We start from the raw sequence: 22519 nt of genomic DNA, 5'->3' as shown, positions 1-22519 counted from the left end.
GATATGAAAACTTTCAGTTCACAAATGTCGGAAAAGGCAAAGGGTTGTGTATGGATGTCCATGATGTATTCTGTCACGGCGATAGTATTATGTATTGTTCTGGTACTATTGTCAGAAAGAAACGTTGACAATCTCATTCCATTCATATCATGTTTCATTTTCATGGCTCTATCGTCATGCATTCGCATTTATCATATAGAATACAGCATAGCTGATGAATATCTCAACATCAGAGATTTCAAATACAGATCCATCAATATATTTGATATAAAGGAAATAATAGCTCTGAAAGAGAAGAAAAGATTCACTCTGAATATTCCGTATGATACAGTTATTATTGAGAAGAACGGAAAGAAAACATATCTGGCTCCAGAAAACAGAAATGAAATGGTCGGAATACTGAAGAATATAAATCCGGAAATCATTTTCGATTAGCAAAAATATAACCTTCACGGATAGACACAAACGGATAAAGAAACTCCAATATTGATGTACCTTTGAAGAAACATCAATATTGGAGTCTGCATAATATTTTTATTAAGAATCAAATAAAACGAACTATTTGATATATTGCAGCAGCCAATATGGCACTGACAGGAATGGTCAAAATCCAAGCAGTCATCAAACTTTTGGTCACTCCCCAACGTACCGCTGAAAGTCTTTTAGTAGCCCCGACGCCAATTATCGCTCCAGTGATTGTATGGGTCGTGCTTACAGGTATTTTCAAGAATTCCGTCAAATATAAAGTAAAGGCTCCTGCAGTTTCTGCGACAACACCTTCCAAAGGTGTCACTTTTGTAATGCGTGTACCCATTGTCTTTACAATTTTCCACCCTCCGGACATTGTACCCAAAGAAATAGCGGTAAAACAGGCAAAAGCCACCCAATCAGGCAAGTCATTAATGCTGTTTATTCCCATGCCAAGGCCTTCCGAATGAGCCGCAATTAAAGCAGCAGCAATGATACCCATGACTTTCTGGGAGTCGTTCAATCCATGACCTACACTGAACAAGGCAGAAGAAACAAGTTGTAATTTCTTAAACCATAATTCTGCCGTACTAGGATGCGCACGTCTGCATATGTACAACACCAACAAAGTAAAACCAAAGGCTATCACCATTCCGATAAAAGGAGCCAGAAAGATGAAAGCTACAATTTTCAAGATTATGCTCAATTGAATAGCCCCAAAACCATGCGCCATGATGGCAGCCCCTGCAAATCCACCAATAAGAGTATGGGACGAGGAGGAAGGAATGCCTTTCCACCACGTGAATAGATTCCATATTATGGCAGCAATGACACCGGACAATATTATAGGCAAAGTTATGAAATCCTCTACAACCGTTTTAGACACTGTATTGGCTATTCCGAAACCACCAATAATGTATTTGGCAATGAAGAAAGCCACAAAATTGAAAAACGCGGCCCATATTACAGCCTGAAAAGGAGTTAGAACTTTTGTTGAAACGATGGTAGCTATTGAATTGGCCGCATCATGGAAACCGTTGATATAGTCGAATATCAAAGCCAATACTATGATGATAACTAATAATTCCATGTATTTTCCCTGCCTTTATGCATATTTAACAATAAGATTTCTTAATATTTTCCCAACACGCTCGGCAGTATCTGTGGTTTTTTCCAATTCCTGCATTATTTCTTTGATTTTGATTAATTCCACGCAGTCCTTCTCTTCCTCAAACAATTTCTTTACGAACAACTCATATACGTCATCTGCCTGATTTTCAATATCATGTAATTTCTCGCAATACTCACGCAATGCGGCCGGTTTCTTACGGAACGTTTCAAGTTCATCCATCGCCTTTCCAATATAAATCGCTTCTTGCTGAAGCAACTTGCTCAGTTCCTTACCACTGTCAGAAATCGGATGGGGATTGTAAATAGTTATACGCTTCGCACAGCTATTTATACCGTCTATCACGTCATCTACCGTTGATGCCAAATCATGAATATCCTCACGGTCGAAAGGCGTTATGAATGTTTTTCCCAACTCATCAAAAATTTGATGAGTTTGTTTATCGCCTTCGCGCTCGACATCTTTGATACGTTTGTAATATTCACTACGTTTTTCCGGTGTATTATGTTCAAAACTTTCTACTAACAAGTTTGAAGAATAAATAAGAATCTCCGACAAATGTTTTAACATCGGAAAGAACTTGGGTTCCTGCGGCGCAAATCGGCTAAAAAAAGAATTTTTCATAAATATACACTGTATTTTAATTCCTGTTTGATTAATTAGTTTTTATAATTTATCTCTTTAATTTCAATTTGGTTCTTACTACTTCCACTATGGCAGGCAATATGGAAATAACAATGATTGCCACTATAAGAAGTTTCAAATTATTTTGTACAAAAGGCAGGTCTCCGAAAAAATATCCGGCATAGCAGAATAACGCAACCCATAAAGCACCACCTGCCACATTATATATCATGAAAAAATAATAATGCATTTTCCCCATTCCTGCCACAAACGGAGCAAAAGTACGAACGATTGGCACAAAACGTGCTATGATGATTGTCTTACCTCCATATTTTTTATAAAACTCGTGAGTCTTATCCAAATGTTCTTGTTTGAATATGCCAGAATTTTTCCTGCCAAACAACTTTTTTCCAAAAAAATGGCCTATAATATAATTGCAAGAATCACCAGAAATGGCAGCGACAAAAAGTACCAAAACCAAGATATTGATTTCAATCGGCACACCGGGAAGAGCGGCTATAGCACCTGAAACAAACAGTAATGAATCGCCGGGAAGGAATGGCGTAACGACCAAACCTGTTTCACAGAAAATAATTAAAAATAATATAATATACGTCCATGCATGGTATGTTTGGACTATTTCAATCAAATGTCGATCTATATTAAAGATAAAATCCAGTAAAAAATCCATGTAAATAAATTGATATTAGCATATAAAAAAGAATTTAATTTTCATATTGCGGCAGGCAGGAACAATAATCCCGTATCAATAATCTTCAGGAAACATATATGAATAAAAAAACGGCCCACCAACCTTATAATTTATGCTAAATCAAAATACGTTTGATTTGATAAATATAATAATTGTCCGAGTAACGAGTGAAGAGTAAAAAAGAGAAATAAGATGTCACCTTTTCTTCCGGCAAGAATATTTTCCGTAAATGGGTTATGCCTAAAGCATTAGAATAAGTCTTTAACAACTTATAAGACAAAGTGAAACGTCCGCTATTATAAACATTGTTATTTGCGATACAAAATTGAAACAATAAATTTACTCTTTCGTTATCAATCTCCTTTTTTTCGGACAAACCTCTGAATATATGATTGATTATCACCGTATCATTTTGCCATTCAGCCACACAAGTATTTTCATACTCCTGACTGTCATATACGGTGGAATAGTCACCCGAAACCAGGTATATCCCCAATGCGATGTATAAAAGAAACAGATACTTCACCATAGCGGGTGCAAATATACGAAGTTTTTTCATGGCGACGAAATTGTTTTTTATTTTTATTTCAGAAGAACAACTTCACATACATAAAGTAGCATGGCATTCCTCATCTGCTTTTTTTACCTCGCATAAAATTATACCTGTATATAAAATGGGCCATTATATAACTGTCCACACCGTTATATTCGGTTATGGAACGCACATTGGATTTCAAACTTCTTGATATATTGCTTTTACGGGCAAGCATATCATACGCCTCTATACTTAAAATCGCCCTACCATTATATTTTCTCTCATATACATCAGAAGTGTATTCTCGGGTATAAGGCCCTCATGCTGTGCTGGAGCGATGGTCGCACCCAGTTCATGCTCGACGTTTCCCTTCATGGCGAGAAGGGTAAAGTGGAAGGCAAGGAACAGGGGATGACGGCCGAACAACGCAAAAGGCGCTATGAGCGTAAACGCGATGCAGGCTCCCACGCAGCCGGACGTAAAGAAGAATACTTCATGGGTAAGGGCGAGAAGCTGATAGAGATGGTCAAGGCCGCTATCCGCTACAGGATTCCTTTTGATTATCTGCTGGTGGACAGCTGGTTTACAAATACCGGGCTTGTGGATTTTGTATGCAGCTGCCATAAGAAGTTTCATCTGCTTGGCATGGCGAAAATGGGTAATACAAAGTATTCCACCTCATGGGGAGACCTTTCAGCCAGATCCATTCTCAGCAGGCTTTCATCCTCAAGACAGATAAGGTACAGCAGACGTTACCATATTCACTATGCCATGACCGATGTGAAACTGGGCACACGGCAGGTCCGTCTGTTCTTCTGCCGGCGCGGCAAAGCTGAGGGATGGAGAATGCTGCTCACTACCGATACATCGGTTGATTTCATGCGCGCATACGAAATCTACGCCATGGGTTGGGCCATTGAAGTCTTCTTTGCCGATAGCAAACGACTGCTTGGGCTGGCCGATTGCTCCGCACGGGACTTCACTGCCCAACTGGCACATGTTTCGCTGGTCATGATACGGTATAACTTATTGGCCTTACTGAAAAGAAATCTGGATTACGAAACCATAGGAGGACTTTTCAAGGATGTGTATACAGGAGCCTACGAACTGACTGTTGTAGAGAAAATATGGCTAATAATTGTTGAAGTGGTGGGCATAGTTGCAGAACTCACTGGAGCAGATGAGGACACGCTGATGCGTCAGCTTATCGAAAACAACAAGAGGCTGGAAGCACTACAGGCATATGCACAAACTGCCTAAAATCTAAATCAGAAACTTGAGTAAAGAAACAATTTATAAACGTAAATGCTGCATTTTTAATGCTAAAAGATGTATAAATCATGTTTTTTCCATATATTTGTAAGACTTAGAAGATGTTTAAACACCATTTAAATAGCGTTTAAACACCATTTAAAAACAATTAAAACAGCAGGCGATATGAAAACTTTCAGTTCACAAATGTCGGAAAAGGCAAAGGGTTGTGTATGGATGTCCATGATGTATTCTGTCACTGCGATAGTATTATGTATTGTTCTGGTACTATTGTCAGAAAGAAACGTTGACAATCTTATTCCATTCATATCATGTTTCATATTCATGGCTCTGTCGTCATGCATTCGAATATATCACATAGAATATAGCATATCCGATGAATACCTAAGCATTAGAGATTTCAAATACAGATCCATCAATATATTTGATATAAAGGAAATAATAGCTCTGAAAGAGAAAAAAAGATTCACTCTGAACATTCCGTATGATACAGTTATTATTGAGAAGAACGGAAAGAAAACATATCTGGCTCCGGAAAACAGAGATATGATGCTAGAAACAATAAAGGGAATTAATCCGGAAATCACTTTTTCTTCTTCACAACAATAAAGAAACTGAAATCTCCAGATATATGGACATAAGTCTATTATACAAAAAAAAATGCTTCAAAGTATATGAAAATACCTTGAAGCATTTTTTTGTATGAAGAGTATTTTTATTCTACACCACCCAATTGGTTTCCATATTCCATTTCGCCTTGAACTACAAAGAAAACATCGTCCGGTTCATAAGGTCCCATACCGTCTTCTGCAGATTCCTTAATTATATAATTAACGATCTCATCCTGGTCGATATTGATATATCCTTCTTCATCCGGCTGAGCGTCAAGACAGCCGCTGTTTGTATAATACTCTACTATAAGGTCGAATATATAATACAAATCATCGTCTGTGAACTTTTCTTTCAAGTCCTGAGGCAAATAGTTCTTGATAAACTCAATCGTCTTTTCATCATCCTCGTCTTCCAACAAGAATTCATTGTCTGTTGCCATAGTTACCAGTATTTAATGATTAATAAAAGTCCGTTACTATCAGAGGATAGCTTTCAGTTTTTCAGCCAAAGCCTGCTTTGTAGTTGCACCAACCTGTTTTTCAACCACTTCGCCGTTCTTGATGAAAAGTACTGTAGGGATGTTACGTACTCCGAACTGTGCTGGAAGATCTGAGTTTTCGTCAACATCACATTTACCGATGTTTACTGTATCCTTATATTCGTCAGCTAGTTCTTCGATATATGGAGCAATCTGCTTGCATGGACCACACCATGTTGCCCAAAAGTCCAATACTACAGGTTTACCCTCTGCCATTATCTCTTCAAAATTCTGATCTGTAATGTTAAGTGCCATTTTTTCTATCTTTTTAAGTTTATATATTCTTTAGTTTGTCGTTATTCGCAACAAATATAGATTAATTTATTTTATAGTCCAACTGTGATTGCGATTTTAAATAATTAATCAAATCTTTTTGTACGGAAACCTTGATAGAACGTGAAGAAAGATTCACATACATCTGCCCGTCATCGTCCATAATGTAGAACAACAGTTCCGCGTTTCCCGGATTCTGTTTCACAATGGAACCGAATTCCGTTATAAATTCATCGTCTATAGATGAAAGCGGGGCCTTGACAGTTATTCTCTCGATCACTTTCTCCTTTACATCAGGCAAAAGCTCTATGGTATTGATTTTAACTTCCCATTCATCCTGTTTCCATTGTTTAGGCTGGCATTTGCCATGCATATATAAAAACATTCCTTCGCTGAAAAAGTTCTTCTTCTCTACCCATTCATTGCCAAAAAATGCAAATTCCGCTACTCCTGAATAGTCTTCAACCTTCGCAACACCGTATGGCTTTCCGTTTTTAGTATATCCTTCGCGCACACCTGTCACTATACCACCGAGTATCAGGTCTCTGTTCTGCAAAGGTACCAAATCTGCCAACTCTTCCATATGCACATTGCATACATTTTCCAATACTACAGCATATTCATCTAAAGGATGGGCCGAAAGATATATTCCGACAAGTTCTCGCTCGCGGTTAAGTCGTTCCAAGTCGCTCCATGCAGGTGCAGGAATTATTTCAGGTGTAGCAATCTCTACAGCCATTTCACCTCCGAACAAAGAGTTAGTGGCAGCAGCCTTGTCAACCTGATATTTGTTTCCATATCTTACAAGGACTTCCACAAATGTTTCTTCTTTTGCGTTCTTCACAAAGAAATCTTCACGCTTTATTCCAGGGAAACTGTCAAAACCTCCTGCCAAAGCCAGGTTTTCTATGTTCTTTCTGTTGCATGAAGAAAGATTCACTCGCTGAACGAAATCAAATATATTCTTGTATTCGCCATTTTTTCTACGTTCTTCCAGAATACACTGTACAGCAGACTCTCCTACTCCTTTAACTGCCCCCATACCGAAACGTATGTCACCGCGACTGTTTACAGAGAATTTCAGCTCACTTTCATTCACGTCTGGGCCTAAGACCTTAATACCTGTAGCCTTACATTCGTCCATCAGTTTTGTAATTTCAGTGATGTTGGCAATATTTCGGCTCATTGTGGCAGCCATGTATTCCGAAGGATAGTTAGCCTTCAGGTATGCGGTCTGATAAGCAACCCACGAATAACATGTGGCATGAGACTTATTGAAGGCGTAAGAAGCAAACTTTTCCCAGTCGGCCCAAATTTTTTCAAGTACTTGAGGGTCATGACCGTTTTTCTTTCCACCTTCGATAAACTTAGGTTTCATGTGATCCAGCTTGTCACGGAGCTTCTTACCCATCGCCTTACGGAGGGCATCAGACTCACCACGGGTAAAGTCGGCAAGCAGACGCGACAAAAGCATGACCTGCTCCTGATATACCGTAATACCGTAAGTATCCTTAAGGTATTTCTCCATGATAGGTATATCATACTCAATAGGCTTACGTCCATGCTTACGGTCGATAAAGTCAGGGATATAATCCATAGGTCCCGGACGATATAGCGCATTCATGGCAATAAGGTCCTCGAATGTTGACGGTTCAAGTTCGCGCAGATACTTCTGCATTCCGGCAGATTCGAACTGGAACGTTCCGATTGTACGTCCGTCACCATACAGCTTATATGTGGCAGGGTCGTCTATCGGTATTTCGTCTATATTCAATATTATACCCTTGCTATGCTTTATATTTTCCAGTGCTTCCTTAATGATGGACAATGTCTTCAGTCCAAGGAAGTCCATCTTGATAAGACCGGTATCCTCGATTACAGAACCTTCATACTGGGTGACAAGCATCTTCTCGCCTGTTTCCTTATCATCGGCCGTACTTACAGGAACCCAATCAGTGATATCGTCACGGCAAATGATAGTACCGCAGGCATGCACACCGGTATTTCGTACGTTACCTTCAAGCATCTTCGCATACTTGATGGTATCTCTCAATACAGGGTCTGTAGACACCTCCGCAGCCTGGAGTTCAGGTACATAGGCTATAGCATTAGGAAGATTCAGTTTCTTGTCAGGAATCTTGTCAGGAACCAGCTTACACAGTCTGTCCGATTCCGATAGCGGAAGTTTCTGCACACGTGCCACATCCTTAATAGCCAATTTAGTGGCCATTGTACCGTATGTGATGATATGTGCAACCTTTTCCTGTCCGTATTTTTCTGTTACCCAGTTCAGGACACGTCCACGTCCGTCATCATCGAAGTCCACATCAATATCAGGAAGTGAGATACGGTCCGGATTAAGGAAACGCTCAAACAGAAGGTCGTACTTGATAGGGTCAATCTGTGTAATACCAAGACAGTATGCCACCGCCGATCCTGCTGCAGATCCACGTCCCGGGCCCACAGAAACATCAAGCTTGTTTCTTGCGGCAGAGATAAAGTCCTGCACAATAAGGAAGTAACCAGGGAAACCCATGGTCTTCATAATATGCAACTCAAACTTTATTCGCTCGCTTACTTCTTCATTGAGAACCTCACCATAACGACGTTTCGCTCCGTCGTATGCCAGTTTTGCCAGATAATCGGCTTCAAGCTTGATACGGTATAATTTCTCATAACCGCCAAGCCTCTTGATTTTGGCATTGGCCGAAGCCTCATCCATTACAACATTACCGTTCTCATCCTGAGTAAACTCATCAAACAAGTCTTTTTCAGTAAATTTCTTACGGTATTCCTCCTCTGTTCCGAATTCTTCCGGAATAGCGAAGGTAGGCATAATAGGCGGATTGTCAATAGAATAGAATTCTACGCTATTGCATATATCAACAGTATTTGAAAGTGCTTCAGGTACGTCGGCAAAGATTTCGTTCATCTCTTCACGAGTCTTCATCCATTCCTGCTTGGTATATAGCATACGGTTAGGGTCGTCAAGATCCTTTCCTGTACTAAGACAGATAAGACGGTCGTGAGCTTCGGCATTCTCTTCATCGACGAAGTGCACGTCGTTTGTACAGACAAGCTTTATATTATATTTCTTGGAATATTCCAGCAGTTTCGCATTTACAGTCTGCTGCAACGGATAAGCTTCATGGTTTGCTCTTTGCACAGTAGCTTTATGGCGCTGAAGCTCAAGATAATAGTCATCACCGAAAAGGTTCTTATACCAGCGTATAGCCTCTTCTGCTTCTTCAAGCTGTCCTGCCGTTATTTTTTTAGGAACTTCACCTCCAAGACAAGCAGAACAAACGATAAGTCCCTCGTGATACTTCTCCAGTTCTGCACGGTCTGTACGCGGACGCATATAAAATCCTTCTGTCCATGCTTTAGAAACAAGCTTGATAAGATTATGATACCCTTTCAGGTTCTTAGCCAATACTACAAGGTGGTAACCGCTCTGGTCTTGCTTACCATCCTTGTCTTTAAGCCCGCGGCGTGCCACATACATCTCACATCCAATAATCGGCTTGAACAGTCTGTCCTGCGCCGCCTGCAACTGTTTTCTGCATTCAGCCAGTTCCTCTTCAGGATTTTCAGATTCGGTTTCTCCTTTTTCCAGAGCAGCTATTTTCTTCTTCAAATCCTTGATTTCGCCATTTGTTCCTCCGTTTTTCTTGTTTACATAATTGAAAAACTCCTTGATACCGAACATGGCACCATGGTCAGTTACAGCAATACCCTTCATTCCATTGGCTATAGCCTTATCTACCAGCTTTGGTATAGAGGCTTGTCCGTCAAGGATTGAATATTGGGTGTGAACATGTAAATGAACAAAATCCTGCATATCTTATATAAAAATCTTTTTACTTCTTTAATTGGTTAAAATAAACATCAAGCAACTTCTTGGCTGCCGTGAACGATGTAGCCTGTCCGTTAAGGACTTCCTTTTCCTTTATTTCGAGCATATCTGCTATCAACGGATCCTGATAGAAACTGTCGCGAAGATGCTCGTTTATGGTTTCATACATCCAATACTTTGCCTGTTCGTTTCTCCTGTAATCAAAATATCCGTTCTTCTTGACAAAGTCGATATATCCATACACCATATCCCATATTTCCTTTACTCCTATATTGTAGAATCCGGAATATGTCAGAACCTGAGGTGTCCATCCTGATTCAGGAGCAGGGAAAAGATGAAGTGCGTTACGGAAATGTGCAGCTGCAAGCTTGGCCTTTTCTATATTATTTCCGTCGGCCTTGTTTATTACTATTCCGTCGGCCATTTCCATTATACCTCGCTTTATTCCCTGAAGTTCGTCACCGGTACCGGCAAGCTGTATCAACAGGAAGAAATCTACCATAGAGTGAACCGCTGTCTCACTCTGACCGACACCTACCGTTTCAACAAAAATCTTATCAAATCCGGCAGCCTCGCACAGAATTATCGTTTCGCGTGTCTTACGCGCCACTCCTCCTAACGATCCTGCTGACGGACTAGGGCGAATAAATGATTTAGGATGAACGGACAGTTTCTCCATTCTGGTCTTGTCACCCAAAATACTACCTTTGGAACGCTCACTGCTAGGGTCTATGGCCAATACAGCCAGCTTACCGCCTTTTTCTTCAAGTACATGAAGCCCGAATACATCTATCGAAGTACTCTTACCGGCACCAGGAACACCACTGATTCCGACTCTTATCGAATTGCCGGAATAAGGCAGACACTTCTCTATTACTTCCTGGGCTATAGCCTGGTGTTCAGGTCTGACACTTTCCACCAAAGTAACAGCACGGCTAAGCATGGTTATATCACCCTTTACTATACCTTCCACATATTCATCTACAGAGAACTGACGTCTTTTAGGCCTGTTTCTGAGGTTTATATAAGGATTTACAATCGAAGGCTGTTCAACTCCCTGATTGACGGTCAATCCCTTATATTCTTCGTTGTTTTCCGGATGTTCCATAATGGTAATATTTTTAAAGGTTAAAATCTCAATATCGGACAGTATCCGATATATCTATCATTTCACTACTTGTGCATTTACATTAATGGTTATCTTAGGGTTCTTCGGATCATTTGTAATCATAAGCACCCTAGGTTTACCTTTTGAGCGTGACAGATTATTTGCCAGGACTGTTACCTTTATTTTTGCAGATTCACCCGGCTTGATAATATGTTTATTCAACTTGACATTCAGGGCCATAGTAAATACCTGCAAGTCCAATATCTCCAGATTAGAGTTTCCTTTATTGGTAATAATTACAGTTTGCGATTTCTTCTGTCTGGATTTCAATCCTGAGAATTCCAAAACCTTAGAGCTTATTTCGGCTACAGGAGGATTGTTTTTCTGGAATTCAGTCTGAACAGAAAAATCAGGCAACAGGACTACAGAAACCGGTATTTCATTCTCACTGCTAACTTTATCGCCCATAAATCTGGACAAGAACACTGTGGTACGTGTAATTCCAAGTTTTGGAAGTTTTTCAGTGTTAAGTGTAACCGTTATCTTTCCATTCTTTTGCGAGCCCAAGACTTCAGGCTCTGCCTTAGCCGACAAATATGGAGGCAAATGCATTAATACAGGACTATATGCCTTATTCGAGGTATTTGCCACAAGAATTTCAAACTGAGGTTTATCTCCCTTATTGACATCGTCGAACACGATTTCGTCTTCATTTGTTCTTACGGCACCGTAACTGTATTTATGTGTAAAAGCATAATCCTTTGAGTCAGCAGTAACCTCACCTGTAAAATCAAGATAAAGAGGATTGTTTGAAGCATTGCAATAGACACCTACTTCCTTATAGAATTTTCCTATAGCCTCGGCATCGAATACGGCAGTTATCTCACCTTTTGCACCAACAGCAACAGGCTCTTTGGTCCAATCAGCCTGCATGCATCCGCATGATACTGTAACGTTTGATATAACAAGAGGCTTGTCGCCGGTATTGGTAAAAGAGTATTTAACAGTCACTGGATTACGCCACAAAATATATCCTATATCCTTGGATTTACTGTCGAATGATATTTGCGGTTGAGCATTGACACACATTGCTACAGCAAACAATACACATAAAAGCGAATAGATTCTTTTCATTTTTCAAATATCTATTTTTGGAGTATAATCATACAAATACGGAAACAAAGATAGACAGAATTTTAATTCTTAACAAAAGTAGTATTGGAATAAATCATAAGAAAAAGAAAAAGTAACAAATGCCTGAACATACTATAACAGCAAACATATAACAAAAACAAAAAAAGGTATTTATGCATATATCATTAGATAATATTTATAAAAATAAGAATAGCAAAGCCAATTAGATGGAATATAAAGATTAACTTTGTAAAATAAAAAAACATCTATAATATATGATTCCGTCAATTTTAATTGTTGAAGACGACCTCACATTCTCCACAATGCTCAAGACTTGGTTGGGTAAAAAGGGCTTTGACGTAGAAACTGCAGGCGCATGCGCCAAAGCACGAAAACTAATAACATCAAGAGATTTCAGTTTGATTCTCTCTGACTTAAGACTTCCCGATCAGGACGGAATGCAACTCCTTACATGGATGAGGGAGCTAGAAATCAATACACCATTCATCATGATGACAAGCTATGGAGAAATCCAGAATGCAGTTACAGCCATGAAGCTTGGTGCAACTGACTATATAAAAAAGCCTATCCAACCAGACGAACTGCTGAACAAAATAAACGAAGCACTTGGAGCTTCGACAAACAAAAAAACAGCAGACAACAAACAGGAAAACAAGAAAACGTCAAATACAGAAGAAAAGAACAGCAACTTCCTTGAAGGAGAAAGCGAAGCGGCACGTAAACTTTTCAGTTATGTCCGGTTAGTGGCTCCTACGCAGATGTCTGTATTGATAAACGGTGCCAGCGGAACAGGTAAAGAATACGTAGCACACCGCATCCACCAACTCAGCAAAAGAAATGAAAAACCTTTTATAGCAATTGACTGCGGTTCCATACCCAAAGACTTGGCTGCATCCGAATTCTTCGGACATGTGAAAGGTTCATTTACAGGTGCGCTATCAGACAAAGTCGGAGCTTTTGAAGAAGCAAATGGAGGAACACTGTTCCTTGATGAAATTGGAAATCTTGGCTATGAAGTCCAAGTACAATTGCTGCGAGCTCTGCAGGAAAGAAGAATACGAAGAATCGGATCAACAAAAGAAATAGAAGTTGATGTAAGATTGGTCTGCGCGACAAATGAAAATCTGAAAGAGGCCATTGCCAAAGGTAATTTCAGAGAAGACCTGTATCATCGTATAAATGAATTTACATTACGAATGCCATCTTTGAAAGAGCGACAAGAAGATATACTGCTGTTCGCAAATTTCTTTCTTGACCAGGCAAACAAGGAACTTGACAAAGACCTTATAGGTTTCGATTCGCAGGCAAGCTCTATTTTACAGAATTACTCATGGCCAGGAAACCTGAGACAACTAAAAAACATCGTCAAAAGAGCTACCCTATTGGCCAGTGGTGATTTCATTACACCTATAGAATTGGGAGAAGAACTGACAGAACACCATTCTGATGAAATTGAAAGCGGTAAGATATTATCTACATTAAATAAGGAAGAAGCCGAGAAGCAACTGATAATTAATGCACTTAAACAAACAGGCAACAACAAATCGAAAGCTGCCGCTATACTGGGTATAGACAGAAAAACGCTATACAATAAGCTCAAACACTATAATATTCCACAATAAAGTGTAGAAAAAATACACACTTTCCACAATATATTCCACATTTGTATTCATACAGATGTGGAATATATTTTTTATAAGCACCTGTTATACACAGATTTAAGCATTTATTTGGTATTTATGGCATAACATTTGCGAATATATCAGTGAATGAATAAGATTAGACTAAGCTAAACACACAAAACCCAACCCCATAGAATTGAATTTCTGAGATTGTGTATCAATATATACAAAACTACAATCTTATGATAATGAAGATGCCTATGTGTTAAAAACGGAAAAGAGCACGCTGTGAAGCATGCTCTTTTATTTTTATATACCAAAACCATTCCATAAATTTCCGGAAGGCAAGTCAGCTGTTACATCTATAATTTCTTTTGACACCGGATGTACAAATTTTACTCTACGCGAATGCAGGCAAATACTTCCATCGGGATTAGAGCGTGGAAATCCGTATTTCAAATCCCCCTTAATAGGACATCCCATCTTTGCCAACTGGCAACGTATCTGATGATGTCGTCCGGTATGCAGATTTACTTCAAGCAGAAAATAATTTTGCGAATGACCGATAAGCCTGTAATCCAAAATAGCTTTTTTGGATCCTTTCACTTCCTTATCATATGCATAAGATTTGTTCTGCTTTTCATTTTTAATCATATAATGTACCAAAGTTCCTTCTTCCGCAGCCGGCGCGTTCTTTACTATAGCCCAATAAGTTTTCTCCACTTCACCCTGTCTGAACATATCATTCAGGCGGCTAAGTGCCTTACTTGTTTTGGCAAAGACCACAAGACCACTTACAGGTCTGTCCAACCTGTGAGTAACCCCGATAAACACATTGCCTGGCTTATTATATTTCTCTTTCAAATACTGTTTTACGGTCTCGGAAAGAGGAGTATCTCCGGTTTTATCACCCTGGACAATTTCAGAGGCAGTTTTATTTACTATTATTATATGATTGTCTTCGTAAACTACAGTCATAGGAATATATTTATAAAAAAACAGGCACAGATTTCATTATACCAACGAAGCCTGTGCCCAAACTATATCGTATATGAAAATTACATATTCATACCACCGTCAACCTGAATGACCTGACCTGAAACATATGCAGACAAGTCAGAAGCAAGATACAATGCAGTATTTGCAACATCTTCAGGAGTACCGCCACGACGCAAAGGAATACGTTTGTTCCATTCAGCCTTAACTTCATCAGAAAGCTGTGCTGTCATTTCTGTGATAATAAATCCAGGAGCGATAGCATTTGCACGGATACCACGAGAACCAAGTTCCTGAGCAATAGATTTAGCCAAACCAATCATACCTGCCTTAGATGCAGAATAGTTGCACTGACCTGCATTTCCGTGTACACCTACTACAGATGCCATATTGATGATGTTACCACTCTTCTGGCGCATCATGATTGGAGTACAAGCATGAATGAAGTTGAATGCAGATTTCAAGTTTACAGCAATGACAGCATCCCATTGAGCTTCGCTCATACGCATCATCAATCCGTCTTTTGTAATACCTGCATTGTTTACAAGGATATCAATTGAACCGAATTCTTCTTTGATCTGTTCAACTACCTTTGCAGTATCTTCAAAATTTGCAGCATTCGAAGCATAACCTTTAACCTTAACACCAAAAGCTGCGATTTCTTTTTCTGTGTTCAATCCGTTTTCATCGATTACCAAATCAGTAAACGCAATGTTTGCTCCTTCTGCAGCAAACTTCAATGCTATAGCTTTACCGATACCACGAGCAGCACCAGTTACGATAGCAGTTTTTCCAGTTAATAATCCCATAATTATTTCGTTTTAAATATTACTGTCATTTTTTTAATCGTCTGTCTTACAACCTAAGGCACCGTAAACTATTTTCTTGACATATCTCCATGATGTTTCGTCATCAAGTTCTTCGGCTATCTGCCCCCTGATAAAAGGAACTTCTATACCCTTGATACAAAAATGAAGGATAGAAGCTGTAATCTCTACATCGTCAATATCAAATATACCGGAATCTTTTCCTTCCTGAAGAATCTTCCTGAATAGAGCAACTTCCTTTATGTCAAAATCCTTTCTTTCTGCCTCTACCTTCCATATGTCACGAAAGAAATCAGCCCTTAGAGTACCATTTCTATAAACGATAGTCTTAGTCGTTTCCAGATGTGTAAATATCAGTTCCAGAATTTTCTTCTCAGGCGAAATATCTTTTTGTGCTACTTTCCTCAATGTTTCATACAGCATTTCTATTTCCGCCTCAACCACAGCCATGTATATCTCTTCCTTACTCTTGAAATAAGTATAAAGAGTTCTACGCCCTTTCTTGGAAGCAATAGCAATATCATTCATAGTAGTATCCTCAACTCCTTTTTTTGCAAAAAGTTGCCTGGCTACATCCACTAGTTTGGCTCTGGTCTTTAATACTGTCATACTGTTCTATCTATTGCACACCATCTGTATCTGTGTGCAAAAATACATCTTTATATCATATTATACAAATATACAGTAAATTTTGTAGTTTTTCTATAATCTGCTTTATATGACGAGCCTCTCGAAAGTTGAGGTTTAGTAGTAATACGAAACAGCGAGACAAACAAATTTCCATTGTTTGTCACGCTGAAAATAAAGTATTTAACCTATCTATAGGCTATTAATATTCTTCCTCGTTGAATAAATTTATACTTATTGATTATCAATACATTATATTATCATCAATGAAATAACAACACCATCTGAGGCAATTGTGGTGAGATAAACAGGCAAATATTGATCGCTATATTTAATCATAAAATCTGCAAGTTTATTAACCTAAAGATAAGAAACTTGCAGATTTATCAAAGACTTTTATAGATTAAATTGTTGAATACCAGTAGATAAAGACATTCTTAAGGGGAGATTATGTATTATTTTTCTACAACCACATTAGGATATTTCTTTTTCCATATATCTCTTCACAGATCAGCAGAAAATACAGAGGTAATCAGGAATTTCCCCACTCTAGTATCCGGATCCTCCGGTTTCAACTGCTGTAAATAAGTACATTCTTTACCGTAACTATCGACAGCATATACTATCTGCTGTCTGATAATCACCGCACCATTAGGATCCTGGTCCGCAAAGTTGTTGTCGCAATAGTATATATAGGCAATATCTCCTGCTTCATCATATTCGACTCCCCAAGCTGTCATAGCATGATTCCCTGTTTTGGGACCGGCAACATCAAACACATTTAAACCGATAGCCCTTTTGTTGAGGAGGGCATCTGTAACAAATGTATTGAACTGTTCTCTATCTGGGTTGTGCGGGGACCTTGCCGTCAAGGCATTATTTCTCGTGAATACTTCAGGAAGGAATCCTTTAAACCCATTGATATCGCCCCCAAGATAAGCCCCGGTAAAAAACCATTCAACTCCTTTAGGATCATCGTTACCAAAATTCGGGAAATGATCTTTGAAGAACTGGAAAACCTCCGACCTGTTGACTGTGACATAATCTGGTTCGGGAAGAGAACCGTCCCAACTGCCAACTCCGTTAGGGTAAAGCGGTTTGAAATCATAAGACGGACGTTTGAAAGTACCTGAACCGGTCGTCACTGAAGAACCATAATCTTCATCGTATGCCGCAAGGTATTCTTTATTCAATTACATCCACCACGACACTACATTTGATGCAGATGCCGCCCAGCACATTTGGGAATCGTCTTCATAGTTTTCATATGACTTGTTGCAGTCATACCAGCCACATCCTTCAGCCCACGTGAGATATTGCTCCTCATAGTTGCGATTGTCATATCTGATCCACTGGCCTTGAGGCAAACCATATTTCTCACCGAGCTTATATGTAGTAAGATTCTCCTTCCCCGGAAAATCAGGCACATTCAATCCATATACCCACAATGTCTTTCCAGCAAGTTCAGAATTGCCTGGTCTCAGAGTAAGGTTTATCGAGATCTGCTTTCTAGGTTCGAAAAATGTAAGCTCATTATTCTCTTCTATCTTTTCAGGAGCATTGAAATACGCTGTCTTACCCTCTGCAACGATCTGCAGAAGTCCGTCATCACCCCTGTAAGGGATCGCACTTTGAGGAATAATCACAGCGGAAAAATTTCCTTCTTCATCCTTGAATGGGGTAATCCATTTGAAATCGGTTCCACTCACTTTGACTTCACCAGTAAGCAGATTGAAATTACCCTGTGTCAGACTTCTGACTTTAACCTCTGATGAAGTTATACTGCCAGAGATAGAGACCCTGATTCTGTGAAGAGCATGCCCGAAATTCATTTCAGCTTCGTATACTCCTGATTTGACGACTGTTTTTGAAAACAGCAAATCTGAGTTATAAAAACCGTCTCCAGTCTGATCTAATGCCATATCCAGCTGATAAGTCTCTGGATTCTGTTGTTCTCCGGTTGCCGGATAATGAGCAGACAAAGATATTGGTCCTTCACCAAAATCATTACGCTTCAGACGTGGCATCCACTGTCCTCCCGAATATGTAAGTTCACGATAAGAAAGACCTTTATCGCATTGAATGTAAAGCCCAACTTTATCGCCCTCTGTAAAACTTCCGGAACCATCATTTGCAAGATCAGCCCTTGTCCCCTCTTTTGAAAAAAATATATCCAAATATCCGTCATCCCTGTCCTGGTAATTATCCTGAAATTCGGAAGAACAAGAAAAGAAAGATAAAGACAAAATGCTGATAAAGATACCAATGCATATATCTTTAAATATAGAAAAACATTTAACCATAAAAAAATAATATAAATGCAATATATGTAAGGTTTCATTTAGTAGGTCAGGAGTGAGTCTTCAGACCTATTAATCTTGTGAAGATATCAATTTATATCGTAATTTATCGGCAGGCTAGCATGCCGATGAGAGTTTTTATTCGTCTGGGACAGATTACTGTCAGGATCGATCGTTTTCGGAGACCTGAAACAGGCAAGATTCTCACCCATTGCTGTCTTTCTCATAAACAGGATGACTGATTCATCGTTGGGCATAGCCGGTATGTGAAGATGGAAGTTACCGTATTTGTCAAACAAGGTATCCTAAATTAAATGGCCCCTCCCTCAATTCCACACAAACAAGTGATGCAAGTTCTATATTGAAAAATTTTAATAGTGAGGACAGAAACATAAAAATTGCAATCTTTGCCACTGCTAAATCATACAATAGGCAGGTCTCAATGAAAAAGCCTGTTTTATCAAAACAAGCCACGCCATTTGAGGCGGTTAAGCGATGTTGTCAAAACAAATTAAATCCCCGCAAATCTTACTGATTTACAGGGGTTTAATAGTATCTTTGTGCTTACAATCACACTAATATTCTTCCTCGTTGAAGAAGAAATCTTCCTTACTTGGATAATCAGGCCAAATATCTTCAATACTTTCATATATTTCACCTTCATCCTCCATTTCCTGAAGATTTTCTATTACTTCAAGTGGAGCTCCTGAACGCATAGCATAATCAATCAATTCGTCTTTTGTTGCTGGCCAAGGAGCATCCTCCAATTTTGAGGCCAATTCTAATGTCCAATACATAGCATATATATTTTTAAAAGTTTTACTTTCATTATTTGAGCCACAAAAGTATAACAAAAAAATTCATTTACAAGTCTTATCCCAATAAATTTCACTTACAGATGCTAAATGATTTAATTTTCTTGACAAAATAAATAAATAATCGGACAATCTGTTTACAAAGCGTTTGCAATTAATGTCAATTTCCTGAATACTATTCTCCTCAATATCCAGAATTCTTCTTTCAGCCCTTCTGCAAATAGTTCTGCACAAGTGGCAAACTGATGACTGATATGCTCCTCCGGGAAGAATAAAACCTTTTAACGCCGGAAGAGAATTATCAATTAAATCTATTGCTTTTTCTAATTTTTCTATATCAGCATCAGATATATAAGAATCTGTTTTAAATTCTGTTTTTACCTGTTCAGTAGCCAAATATGCCCCCAAAGAGAATAATTTATGCTGAATGAATTGTAAATTGCTCTTTTCTTCAGTATCATTTATTATAGATATAAGCATACCTAAAGTTGCATTGAGTTCATCAACAGTTCCATATGCCTCTATCCGAAGATGGGTTTTCTTTACACGTGTTCCTCCTACAAGAGAAGTTGTTCCGCTATCACCAGTTTTTGTATAAATCAGACTCTTTTTCATGGTATATATATATTTAAATAATGGGAATGAGTGTATTCCGACTGAAAACATTACATCATAGGAAATTAACTATTCGATTTTCCTTTACCCGTTTTTTATCGAAAAAAACAATTCCTATATCATATAAATCAAATGTAACGCCGGTTCTATCGTCTTTTACTACTGTTTGCCACCATAATTTCTTATTTTTATCTTTATAAGGATAAGAAATAACCAAACAATCTCCATCAGACACATTTGATATTATTTTCTCGTATACGTCCTTATAATCAGATGTATGAGCTATATGATATAAAACAGGAGTTTCATGGGATTGCAATATATAATCGATTTTGTTTTTTTCCGAACTGCCTAAATAATAAATATTTTTTTTTGTGGTCAATAAACGTTCTACTTGTGTTTCCAACTCTCCGTCAGAATATGTATAAATACACATTTCATTATTAGCCTCAGACATGTATCTGGTTGACATTCCGGAACCTGTACCAAACTCTATTATTGTTTTGGGGCGTAAAAAATTTACTAAACGAAAAAACAATTTATCAACCTTTTCTCTATGCCCTGACAAATGCGCAACTAATCGACGAAGATGATGTAACTGAGAATAAGCGTAAAATGGCAATTTCTCATATATTACAAATGTTATAAAGAAAAAGTCGGATGGAGAATGCACACCGTATCCACATCGCTTACGGAATCTCTTACACCAAATCCAACCTCTTAAAACTGTCTTATTCATTAGGCTATATAATGTTATTAAATTTTATTACGCTTGAAATATCATCTATTATATAACACAAAAATAGTAATACACATCAAGAATAACAAACAAAAGATTAGCTAAATATAAATCTGCGCTACTTAAAAGATTCTACTATTCTGCTTTTACCAAAGATAAAAGGTGTAATACCCAAGTAATCTATTACCATTCCTACGGAAAAACATCCACCAATGTTAATAATAAGAGCTACTATCAGAAAAATCAATCCACTAGAGTCAAATGATAATACGCCAACCAATGGCTTGACCAATATAGTAAACAATGGGGAAAATAAGAATAATAACAGACTATGATTTCCAATATAATTCAAGAAGGATGATATAAAACGCGGCAATACTTTATAAATAGCCAAAAGTGCAGATATAGCCAGATAAGTTATCAATATACCTCCTATTGTAAACCTATCCAGATTATCGGGATCTATAATCAAGACCAAGAAACCTACTATAGACATCCATGAAGATTTAAAGAAGGATAAAAAATCAACAGAAGACTGTCTTATTATAAATCCTAAAAGAAAATAAAACACACTTGACAAAGAAATAATGCCCCAATATACAGATAATCCACATAAAACAAGCGAAGAAACTATTATTCGAGACAATAAAAAACGGTGCGACTTAAATCCTATAAAAAACAGATAATTTACAATATAACATATTATCATCGTATGTAAATACCAATAAGGCCCAATAGGTTTTAAAAACAGCTTGTTAATAAATACATCCACTGTCAAGTTATCTATATGCTCTCTGATAGGCAAAAAAGATGCAGAAACGATATAACCGCTTTCCATTATCAGATATGGTACAGTCAACCAGAAAATTGTTTTTAAAAACCCGGATAATGGCTTTTCTATGTTCATTAAATATCCGGAAATTATAAGAAAGGCCGGTATATGAAACGTATAAACGATATTCTTAATATATGGATAACTATCTCCAATATATACAAGATGAAATGCAATCATTAACAATATGAAAATACATTTCAAAAAATCCAGTTCAGAGATTCTCTTAATCATATTGTAAAATAAACATTCTTATTTATCGAAATCCATTTTATAAACATTAGTTTCCTTTTTCTGAAAGCCAACAGATTGATAAAGTTTATTTGCCACAATCCTGGATGGTTTTGAAGTCAGCATCAACTTTGATTTTCCGTCTTTGGAAACTATTCTGATGGCTTCCTCAACCATCCTTTTTCCCAATGATTGTCCTCTCATATCCTCAGATATTACAACGTCTTCAAGCCAATATTTTTTCCCTGTAGGAGTTATATAATGCGCCAATGTGAACATACCTACAATAATATCATCATTATAAAGAAGATAAAGATTGCTGCACTCAGAAGATATAATATTATCAAAATCTGATTTTGTAAAATATACATCTCCGGATGTTAGTTGGGAAATAAGTTTGGAAACGGATTCCAATATAAATTCCGATGATTTTTCTACCTTTTCTATATGTAACATAATTATAAGTATTTGTTTTGATAAATATACATCATATTCACCGAAAGCAATGGAAAAACAAATGAACAATTCATTAAAATAAACCGTATAAACGCAAAAAATCCCCGAAGTATCTCTACCTCGAGGATCTCTCTTTCTAAGACGGCGACTACCTACTCTCCCACAATATGCAGTACC

Annotated in this window: 24 protein-coding genes; 4 read left to right on the top strand and 20 right to left on the bottom strand. The window is 38.0% G+C overall.

The window, feature by feature from the left end:
- The first annotated feature begins 3 nt into the window (after nucleotides 1-3).
- A complete protein-coding gene (locus OCV82_RS14710; protein ID WP_154045108.1) occupies nucleotides 4-435 on the top strand; it encodes a hypothetical protein in 432 nt (143 codons plus the stop codon).
- 109 nt (nucleotides 436-544) lie between these two features.
- Here the strand turns inward: OCV82_RS14710 and OCV82_RS14705 are convergent, their stop codons facing one another.
- The 5 genes from OCV82_RS14705 to OCV82_RS14685 all read right to left on the bottom strand — a co-directional run bounded on the left by OCV82_RS14705 (nucleotide 545) and on the right by OCV82_RS14685 (nucleotide 3843).
- A complete protein-coding gene (locus tag OCV82_RS14705; protein ID WP_154045107.1) occupies nucleotides 545-1558 on the bottom strand; it encodes an inorganic phosphate transporter in 1014 nt (337 codons plus the stop codon).
- A gap of 15 nt (nucleotides 1559-1573) precedes the next feature.
- Entirely contained in the window at nucleotides 1574-2221 is a 648-nt protein-coding gene (locus tag OCV82_RS14700) for a DUF47 domain-containing protein (protein ID WP_154045106.1), read from the bottom strand.
- 49 nt (nucleotides 2222-2270) lie between these two features.
- On the bottom strand, nucleotides 2271-2912 hold the full coding sequence (locus tag OCV82_RS14695; RefSeq protein WP_154045105.1) for a DedA family protein: 642 nt from the start codon (nucleotides 2910-2912) through the stop codon (nucleotides 2271-2273).
- Between the two features lie 136 nt (nucleotides 2913-3048).
- On the bottom strand, nucleotides 3049-3492 hold the full coding sequence (locus OCV82_RS14690; RefSeq protein ID WP_154045104.1) for a hypothetical protein: 444 nt from the start codon (nucleotides 3490-3492) through the stop codon (nucleotides 3049-3051).
- Between the two features lie 228 nt (nucleotides 3493-3720).
- Complete coding sequence (locus OCV82_RS14685) at nucleotides 3721-3843, bottom strand: hypothetical protein (protein WP_258323404.1); 123 nt, start codon at nucleotides 3841-3843, stop codon at nucleotides 3721-3723.
- Between OCV82_RS14685 and OCV82_RS14680 the strand changes: the two genes are divergently transcribed.
- Together OCV82_RS14680 and OCV82_RS14675 are read left to right on the top strand one after the other, a co-directional pair.
- Complete coding sequence (locus OCV82_RS14680; protein ID WP_154045103.1) at nucleotides 3790-4728, top strand: IS4 family transposase; 939 nt, start codon at nucleotides 3790-3792, stop codon at nucleotides 4726-4728. The two genes, OCV82_RS14685 and OCV82_RS14680, sit on opposite strands and share 54 nt — an antisense overlap.
- Before the next feature lie 177 nt (nucleotides 4729-4905).
- Nucleotides 4906-5349 carry a hypothetical protein gene (locus OCV82_RS14675; protein ID WP_154045102.1) on the top strand — a complete coding sequence of 148 codons (444 nt, stop codon included), beginning with the start codon at nucleotides 4906-4908 and terminating at the stop codon, nucleotides 5347-5349.
- Between the two features lie 106 nt (nucleotides 5350-5455).
- On the opposite strand, the gene OCV82_RS14670 is transcribed toward OCV82_RS14675, so the two are convergent.
- The 5 genes from OCV82_RS14670 to OCV82_RS14650 form a co-directional block, all read right to left on the bottom strand.
- Complete coding sequence (locus OCV82_RS14670; RefSeq protein WP_154045101.1) at nucleotides 5456-5791, bottom strand: hypothetical protein; 336 nt, start codon at nucleotides 5789-5791, stop codon at nucleotides 5456-5458.
- Between the two features lie 39 nt (nucleotides 5792-5830).
- The gene (trxA, locus tag OCV82_RS14665; RefSeq protein WP_154045100.1) at nucleotides 5831-6145 is read right to left on the bottom strand and encodes a thioredoxin; all 315 of its coding nucleotides are present in this window, start codon (nucleotides 6143-6145) and stop codon (nucleotides 5831-5833) included.
- A 61-nt stretch (nucleotides 6146-6206) separates the two neighbouring features.
- Nucleotides 6207-10004, bottom strand: a complete 3798-nt coding sequence (dnaE, locus tag OCV82_RS14660) for a DNA polymerase III subunit alpha (RefSeq protein WP_154045099.1) — start codon at nucleotides 10002-10004, stop codon at nucleotides 6207-6209.
- A 19-nt stretch (nucleotides 10005-10023) separates the two neighbouring features.
- On the bottom strand, nucleotides 10024-11127 hold the full coding sequence (meaB, locus tag OCV82_RS14655; RefSeq protein ID WP_154045098.1) for a methylmalonyl Co-A mutase-associated GTPase MeaB: 1104 nt from the start codon (nucleotides 11125-11127) through the stop codon (nucleotides 10024-10026).
- 57 nt (nucleotides 11128-11184) lie between these two features.
- A complete protein-coding gene (locus OCV82_RS14650; RefSeq protein ID WP_154045097.1) occupies nucleotides 11185-12261 on the bottom strand; it encodes a DUF1573 domain-containing protein in 1077 nt (358 codons plus the stop codon).
- A 275-nt stretch (nucleotides 12262-12536) separates the two neighbouring features.
- Here OCV82_RS14650 and OCV82_RS14645 point away from each other — a divergent pair, with 275 nt between their 5' ends.
- Nucleotides 12537-13904 carry a sigma-54-dependent transcriptional regulator gene (locus OCV82_RS14645; RefSeq protein WP_154045096.1) on the top strand — a complete coding sequence of 456 codons (1368 nt, stop codon included), beginning with the start codon at nucleotides 12537-12539 and terminating at the stop codon, nucleotides 13902-13904.
- Nucleotides 13905-14213: 309 nt separating this feature from the next.
- On the opposite strand, the gene OCV82_RS14640 is transcribed toward OCV82_RS14645, so the two are convergent.
- The 10 genes from OCV82_RS14640 to OCV82_RS14595 all read right to left on the bottom strand — a co-directional run.
- Entirely contained in the window at nucleotides 14214-14882 is a 669-nt protein-coding gene (locus tag OCV82_RS14640) for an RluA family pseudouridine synthase (RefSeq protein WP_154045095.1), read from the bottom strand.
- A gap of 80 nt (nucleotides 14883-14962) precedes the next feature.
- The gene (fabG, locus tag OCV82_RS14635; RefSeq protein WP_154045094.1) at nucleotides 14963-15709 is read right to left on the bottom strand and encodes a 3-oxoacyl-[acyl-carrier-protein] reductase; all 747 of its coding nucleotides are present in this window, start codon (nucleotides 15707-15709) and stop codon (nucleotides 14963-14965) included.
- 33 nt (nucleotides 15710-15742) lie between these two features.
- Nucleotides 15743-16336, bottom strand: a complete 594-nt coding sequence (locus OCV82_RS14630) for a TetR/AcrR family transcriptional regulator (RefSeq protein WP_154045093.1) — start codon at nucleotides 16334-16336, stop codon at nucleotides 15743-15745.
- Between the two features lie 521 nt (nucleotides 16337-16857).
- Nucleotides 16858-17547 carry an IdeS/Mac family cysteine endopeptidase gene (locus OCV82_RS14625; RefSeq protein ID WP_154045092.1) on the bottom strand — a complete coding sequence of 230 codons (690 nt, stop codon included), beginning with the start codon at nucleotides 17545-17547 and terminating at the stop codon, nucleotides 16858-16860.
- Nucleotides 17548-18657 (bottom strand): fimbrillin family protein, encoded by a 1110-nt coding sequence (locus OCV82_RS14620; RefSeq protein ID WP_154045091.1) that lies wholly within the window; start codon nucleotides 18655-18657, stop codon nucleotides 17548-17550.
- Nucleotides 18658-19229: 572 nt separating this feature from the next.
- Complete coding sequence (locus OCV82_RS14615) at nucleotides 19230-19451, bottom strand: DUF2795 domain-containing protein (RefSeq protein WP_002558131.1); 222 nt, start codon at nucleotides 19449-19451, stop codon at nucleotides 19230-19232.
- 63 nt (nucleotides 19452-19514) lie between these two features.
- Nucleotides 19515-20084, bottom strand: coding sequence for a cob(I)yrinic acid a,c-diamide adenosyltransferase (locus OCV82_RS14610; protein WP_154045090.1), 570 nt, complete (start codon nucleotides 20082-20084; stop codon nucleotides 19515-19517).
- 55 nt (nucleotides 20085-20139) lie between these two features.
- Nucleotides 20140-20823: a class I SAM-dependent methyltransferase gene (locus OCV82_RS14605; RefSeq protein ID WP_154045089.1), complete on the bottom strand. Its 684-nt coding sequence runs from the start codon at nucleotides 20821-20823 to the stop codon at nucleotides 20140-20142.
- A gap of 118 nt (nucleotides 20824-20941) precedes the next feature.
- Nucleotides 20942-21889 (bottom strand): acyltransferase family protein, encoded by a 948-nt coding sequence (locus tag OCV82_RS14600; RefSeq protein WP_154045088.1) that lies wholly within the window; start codon nucleotides 21887-21889, stop codon nucleotides 20942-20944.
- A gap of 18 nt (nucleotides 21890-21907) precedes the next feature.
- Nucleotides 21908-22519: GNAT family N-acetyltransferase (locus OCV82_RS14595; RefSeq protein WP_262543837.1), on the bottom strand; the 612-nt coding region annotated here is incomplete at its 5' end.

It is taken from the genome of Bacteroides cellulolyticus (genome assembly GCF_025567135.1).
In the GTDB taxonomy this organism is placed as follows: Bacteria; Bacteroidota; Bacteroidia; order Bacteroidales; family Bacteroidaceae; genus Phocaeicola; species Phocaeicola cellulolyticus.
Note: the sequence above shows the minus strand (reverse complement) of the source record. Positions and strands in the feature narration are given on the sequence as shown.

Bases quoted from the DNA above. Each gene is read 5' to 3' on its own strand.
- OCV82_RS14695 (WP_154045105.1), bottom strand. From the start codon at position 2,912: ATGGATTTTTTACTGGATTTTATCTTTAATATAGATCGACATTTGATT.
- OCV82_RS14620 (WP_154045091.1), bottom strand. From the start codon at position 18,657: ATGGTTAAATGTTTTTCTATATTTAAAGATATATGCATTGGTATCTTT.
- OCV82_RS14600 (WP_154045088.1), bottom strand. From the start codon at position 21,889: ATGATTAAGAGAATCTCTGAACTGGATTTTTTGAAATGTATTTTCATA.
- OCV82_RS14615 (WP_002558131.1), bottom strand. From the start codon at position 19,451: ATGTATTGGACATTAGAATTGGCCTCAAAATTGGAGGATGCTCCTTGG.
- OCV82_RS14700 (WP_154045106.1), bottom strand. From the start codon at position 2,221: ATGAAAAATTCTTTTTTTAGCCGATTTGCGCCGCAGGAACCCAAGTTC.
- dnaE (WP_154045099.1), bottom strand. From the start codon at position 10,004: ATGCAGGATTTTGTTCATTTACATGTTCACACCCAATATTCAATCCTT.
- OCV82_RS14675 (WP_154045102.1), top strand. From the start codon at position 4,906: ATGAAAACTTTCAGTTCACAAATGTCGGAAAAGGCAAAGGGTTGTGTA.
- trxA (WP_154045100.1), bottom strand. From the start codon at position 6,145: ATGGCACTTAACATTACAGATCAGAATTTTGAAGAGATAATGGCAGAG.
- OCV82_RS14650 (WP_154045097.1), bottom strand. From the start codon at position 12,261: ATGAAAAGAATCTATTCGCTTTTATGTGTATTGTTTGCTGTAGCAATG.
- OCV82_RS14690 (WP_154045104.1), bottom strand. From the start codon at position 3,492: ATGAAAAAACTTCGTATATTTGCACCCGCTATGGTGAAGTATCTGTTT.
- fabG (WP_154045094.1), bottom strand. From the start codon at position 15,709: ATGGGATTATTAACTGGAAAAACTGCTATCGTAACTGGTGCTGCTCGT.
- OCV82_RS14710 (WP_154045108.1), top strand. From the start codon at position 4: ATGAAAACTTTCAGTTCACAAATGTCGGAAAAGGCAAAGGGTTGTGTA.
- OCV82_RS14680 (WP_154045103.1), top strand. From the start codon at position 3,790: ATGCTGTGCTGGAGCGATGGTCGCACCCAGTTCATGCTCGACGTTTCC.
- OCV82_RS14705 (WP_154045107.1), bottom strand. From the start codon at position 1,558: ATGGAATTATTAGTTATCATCATAGTATTGGCTTTGATATTCGACTAT.
- OCV82_RS14605 (WP_154045089.1), bottom strand. From the start codon at position 20,823: ATGAATAAGACAGTTTTAAGAGGTTGGATTTGGTGTAAGAGATTCCGT.
- OCV82_RS14610 (WP_154045090.1), bottom strand. From the start codon at position 20,084: ATGAAAAAGAGTCTGATTTATACAAAAACTGGTGATAGCGGAACAACT.
- OCV82_RS14685 (WP_258323404.1), bottom strand. From the start codon at position 3,843: ATGAAGGGAAACGTCGAGCATGAACTGGGTGCGACCATCGCTCCAGCA.
- OCV82_RS14630 (WP_154045093.1), bottom strand. From the start codon at position 16,336: ATGACAGTATTAAAGACCAGAGCCAAACTAGTGGATGTAGCCAGGCAA.
- OCV82_RS14645 (WP_154045096.1), top strand. From the start codon at position 12,537: ATGATTCCGTCAATTTTAATTGTTGAAGACGACCTCACATTCTCCACA.
- OCV82_RS14670 (WP_154045101.1), bottom strand. From the start codon at position 5,791: ATGGCAACAGACAATGAATTCTTGTTGGAAGACGAGGATGATGAAAAG.
- meaB (WP_154045098.1), bottom strand. From the start codon at position 11,127: ATGGAACATCCGGAAAACAACGAAGAATATAAGGGATTGACCGTCAAT.
- OCV82_RS14640 (WP_154045095.1), bottom strand. From the start codon at position 14,882: ATGACTGTAGTTTACGAAGACAATCATATAATAATAGTAAATAAAACT.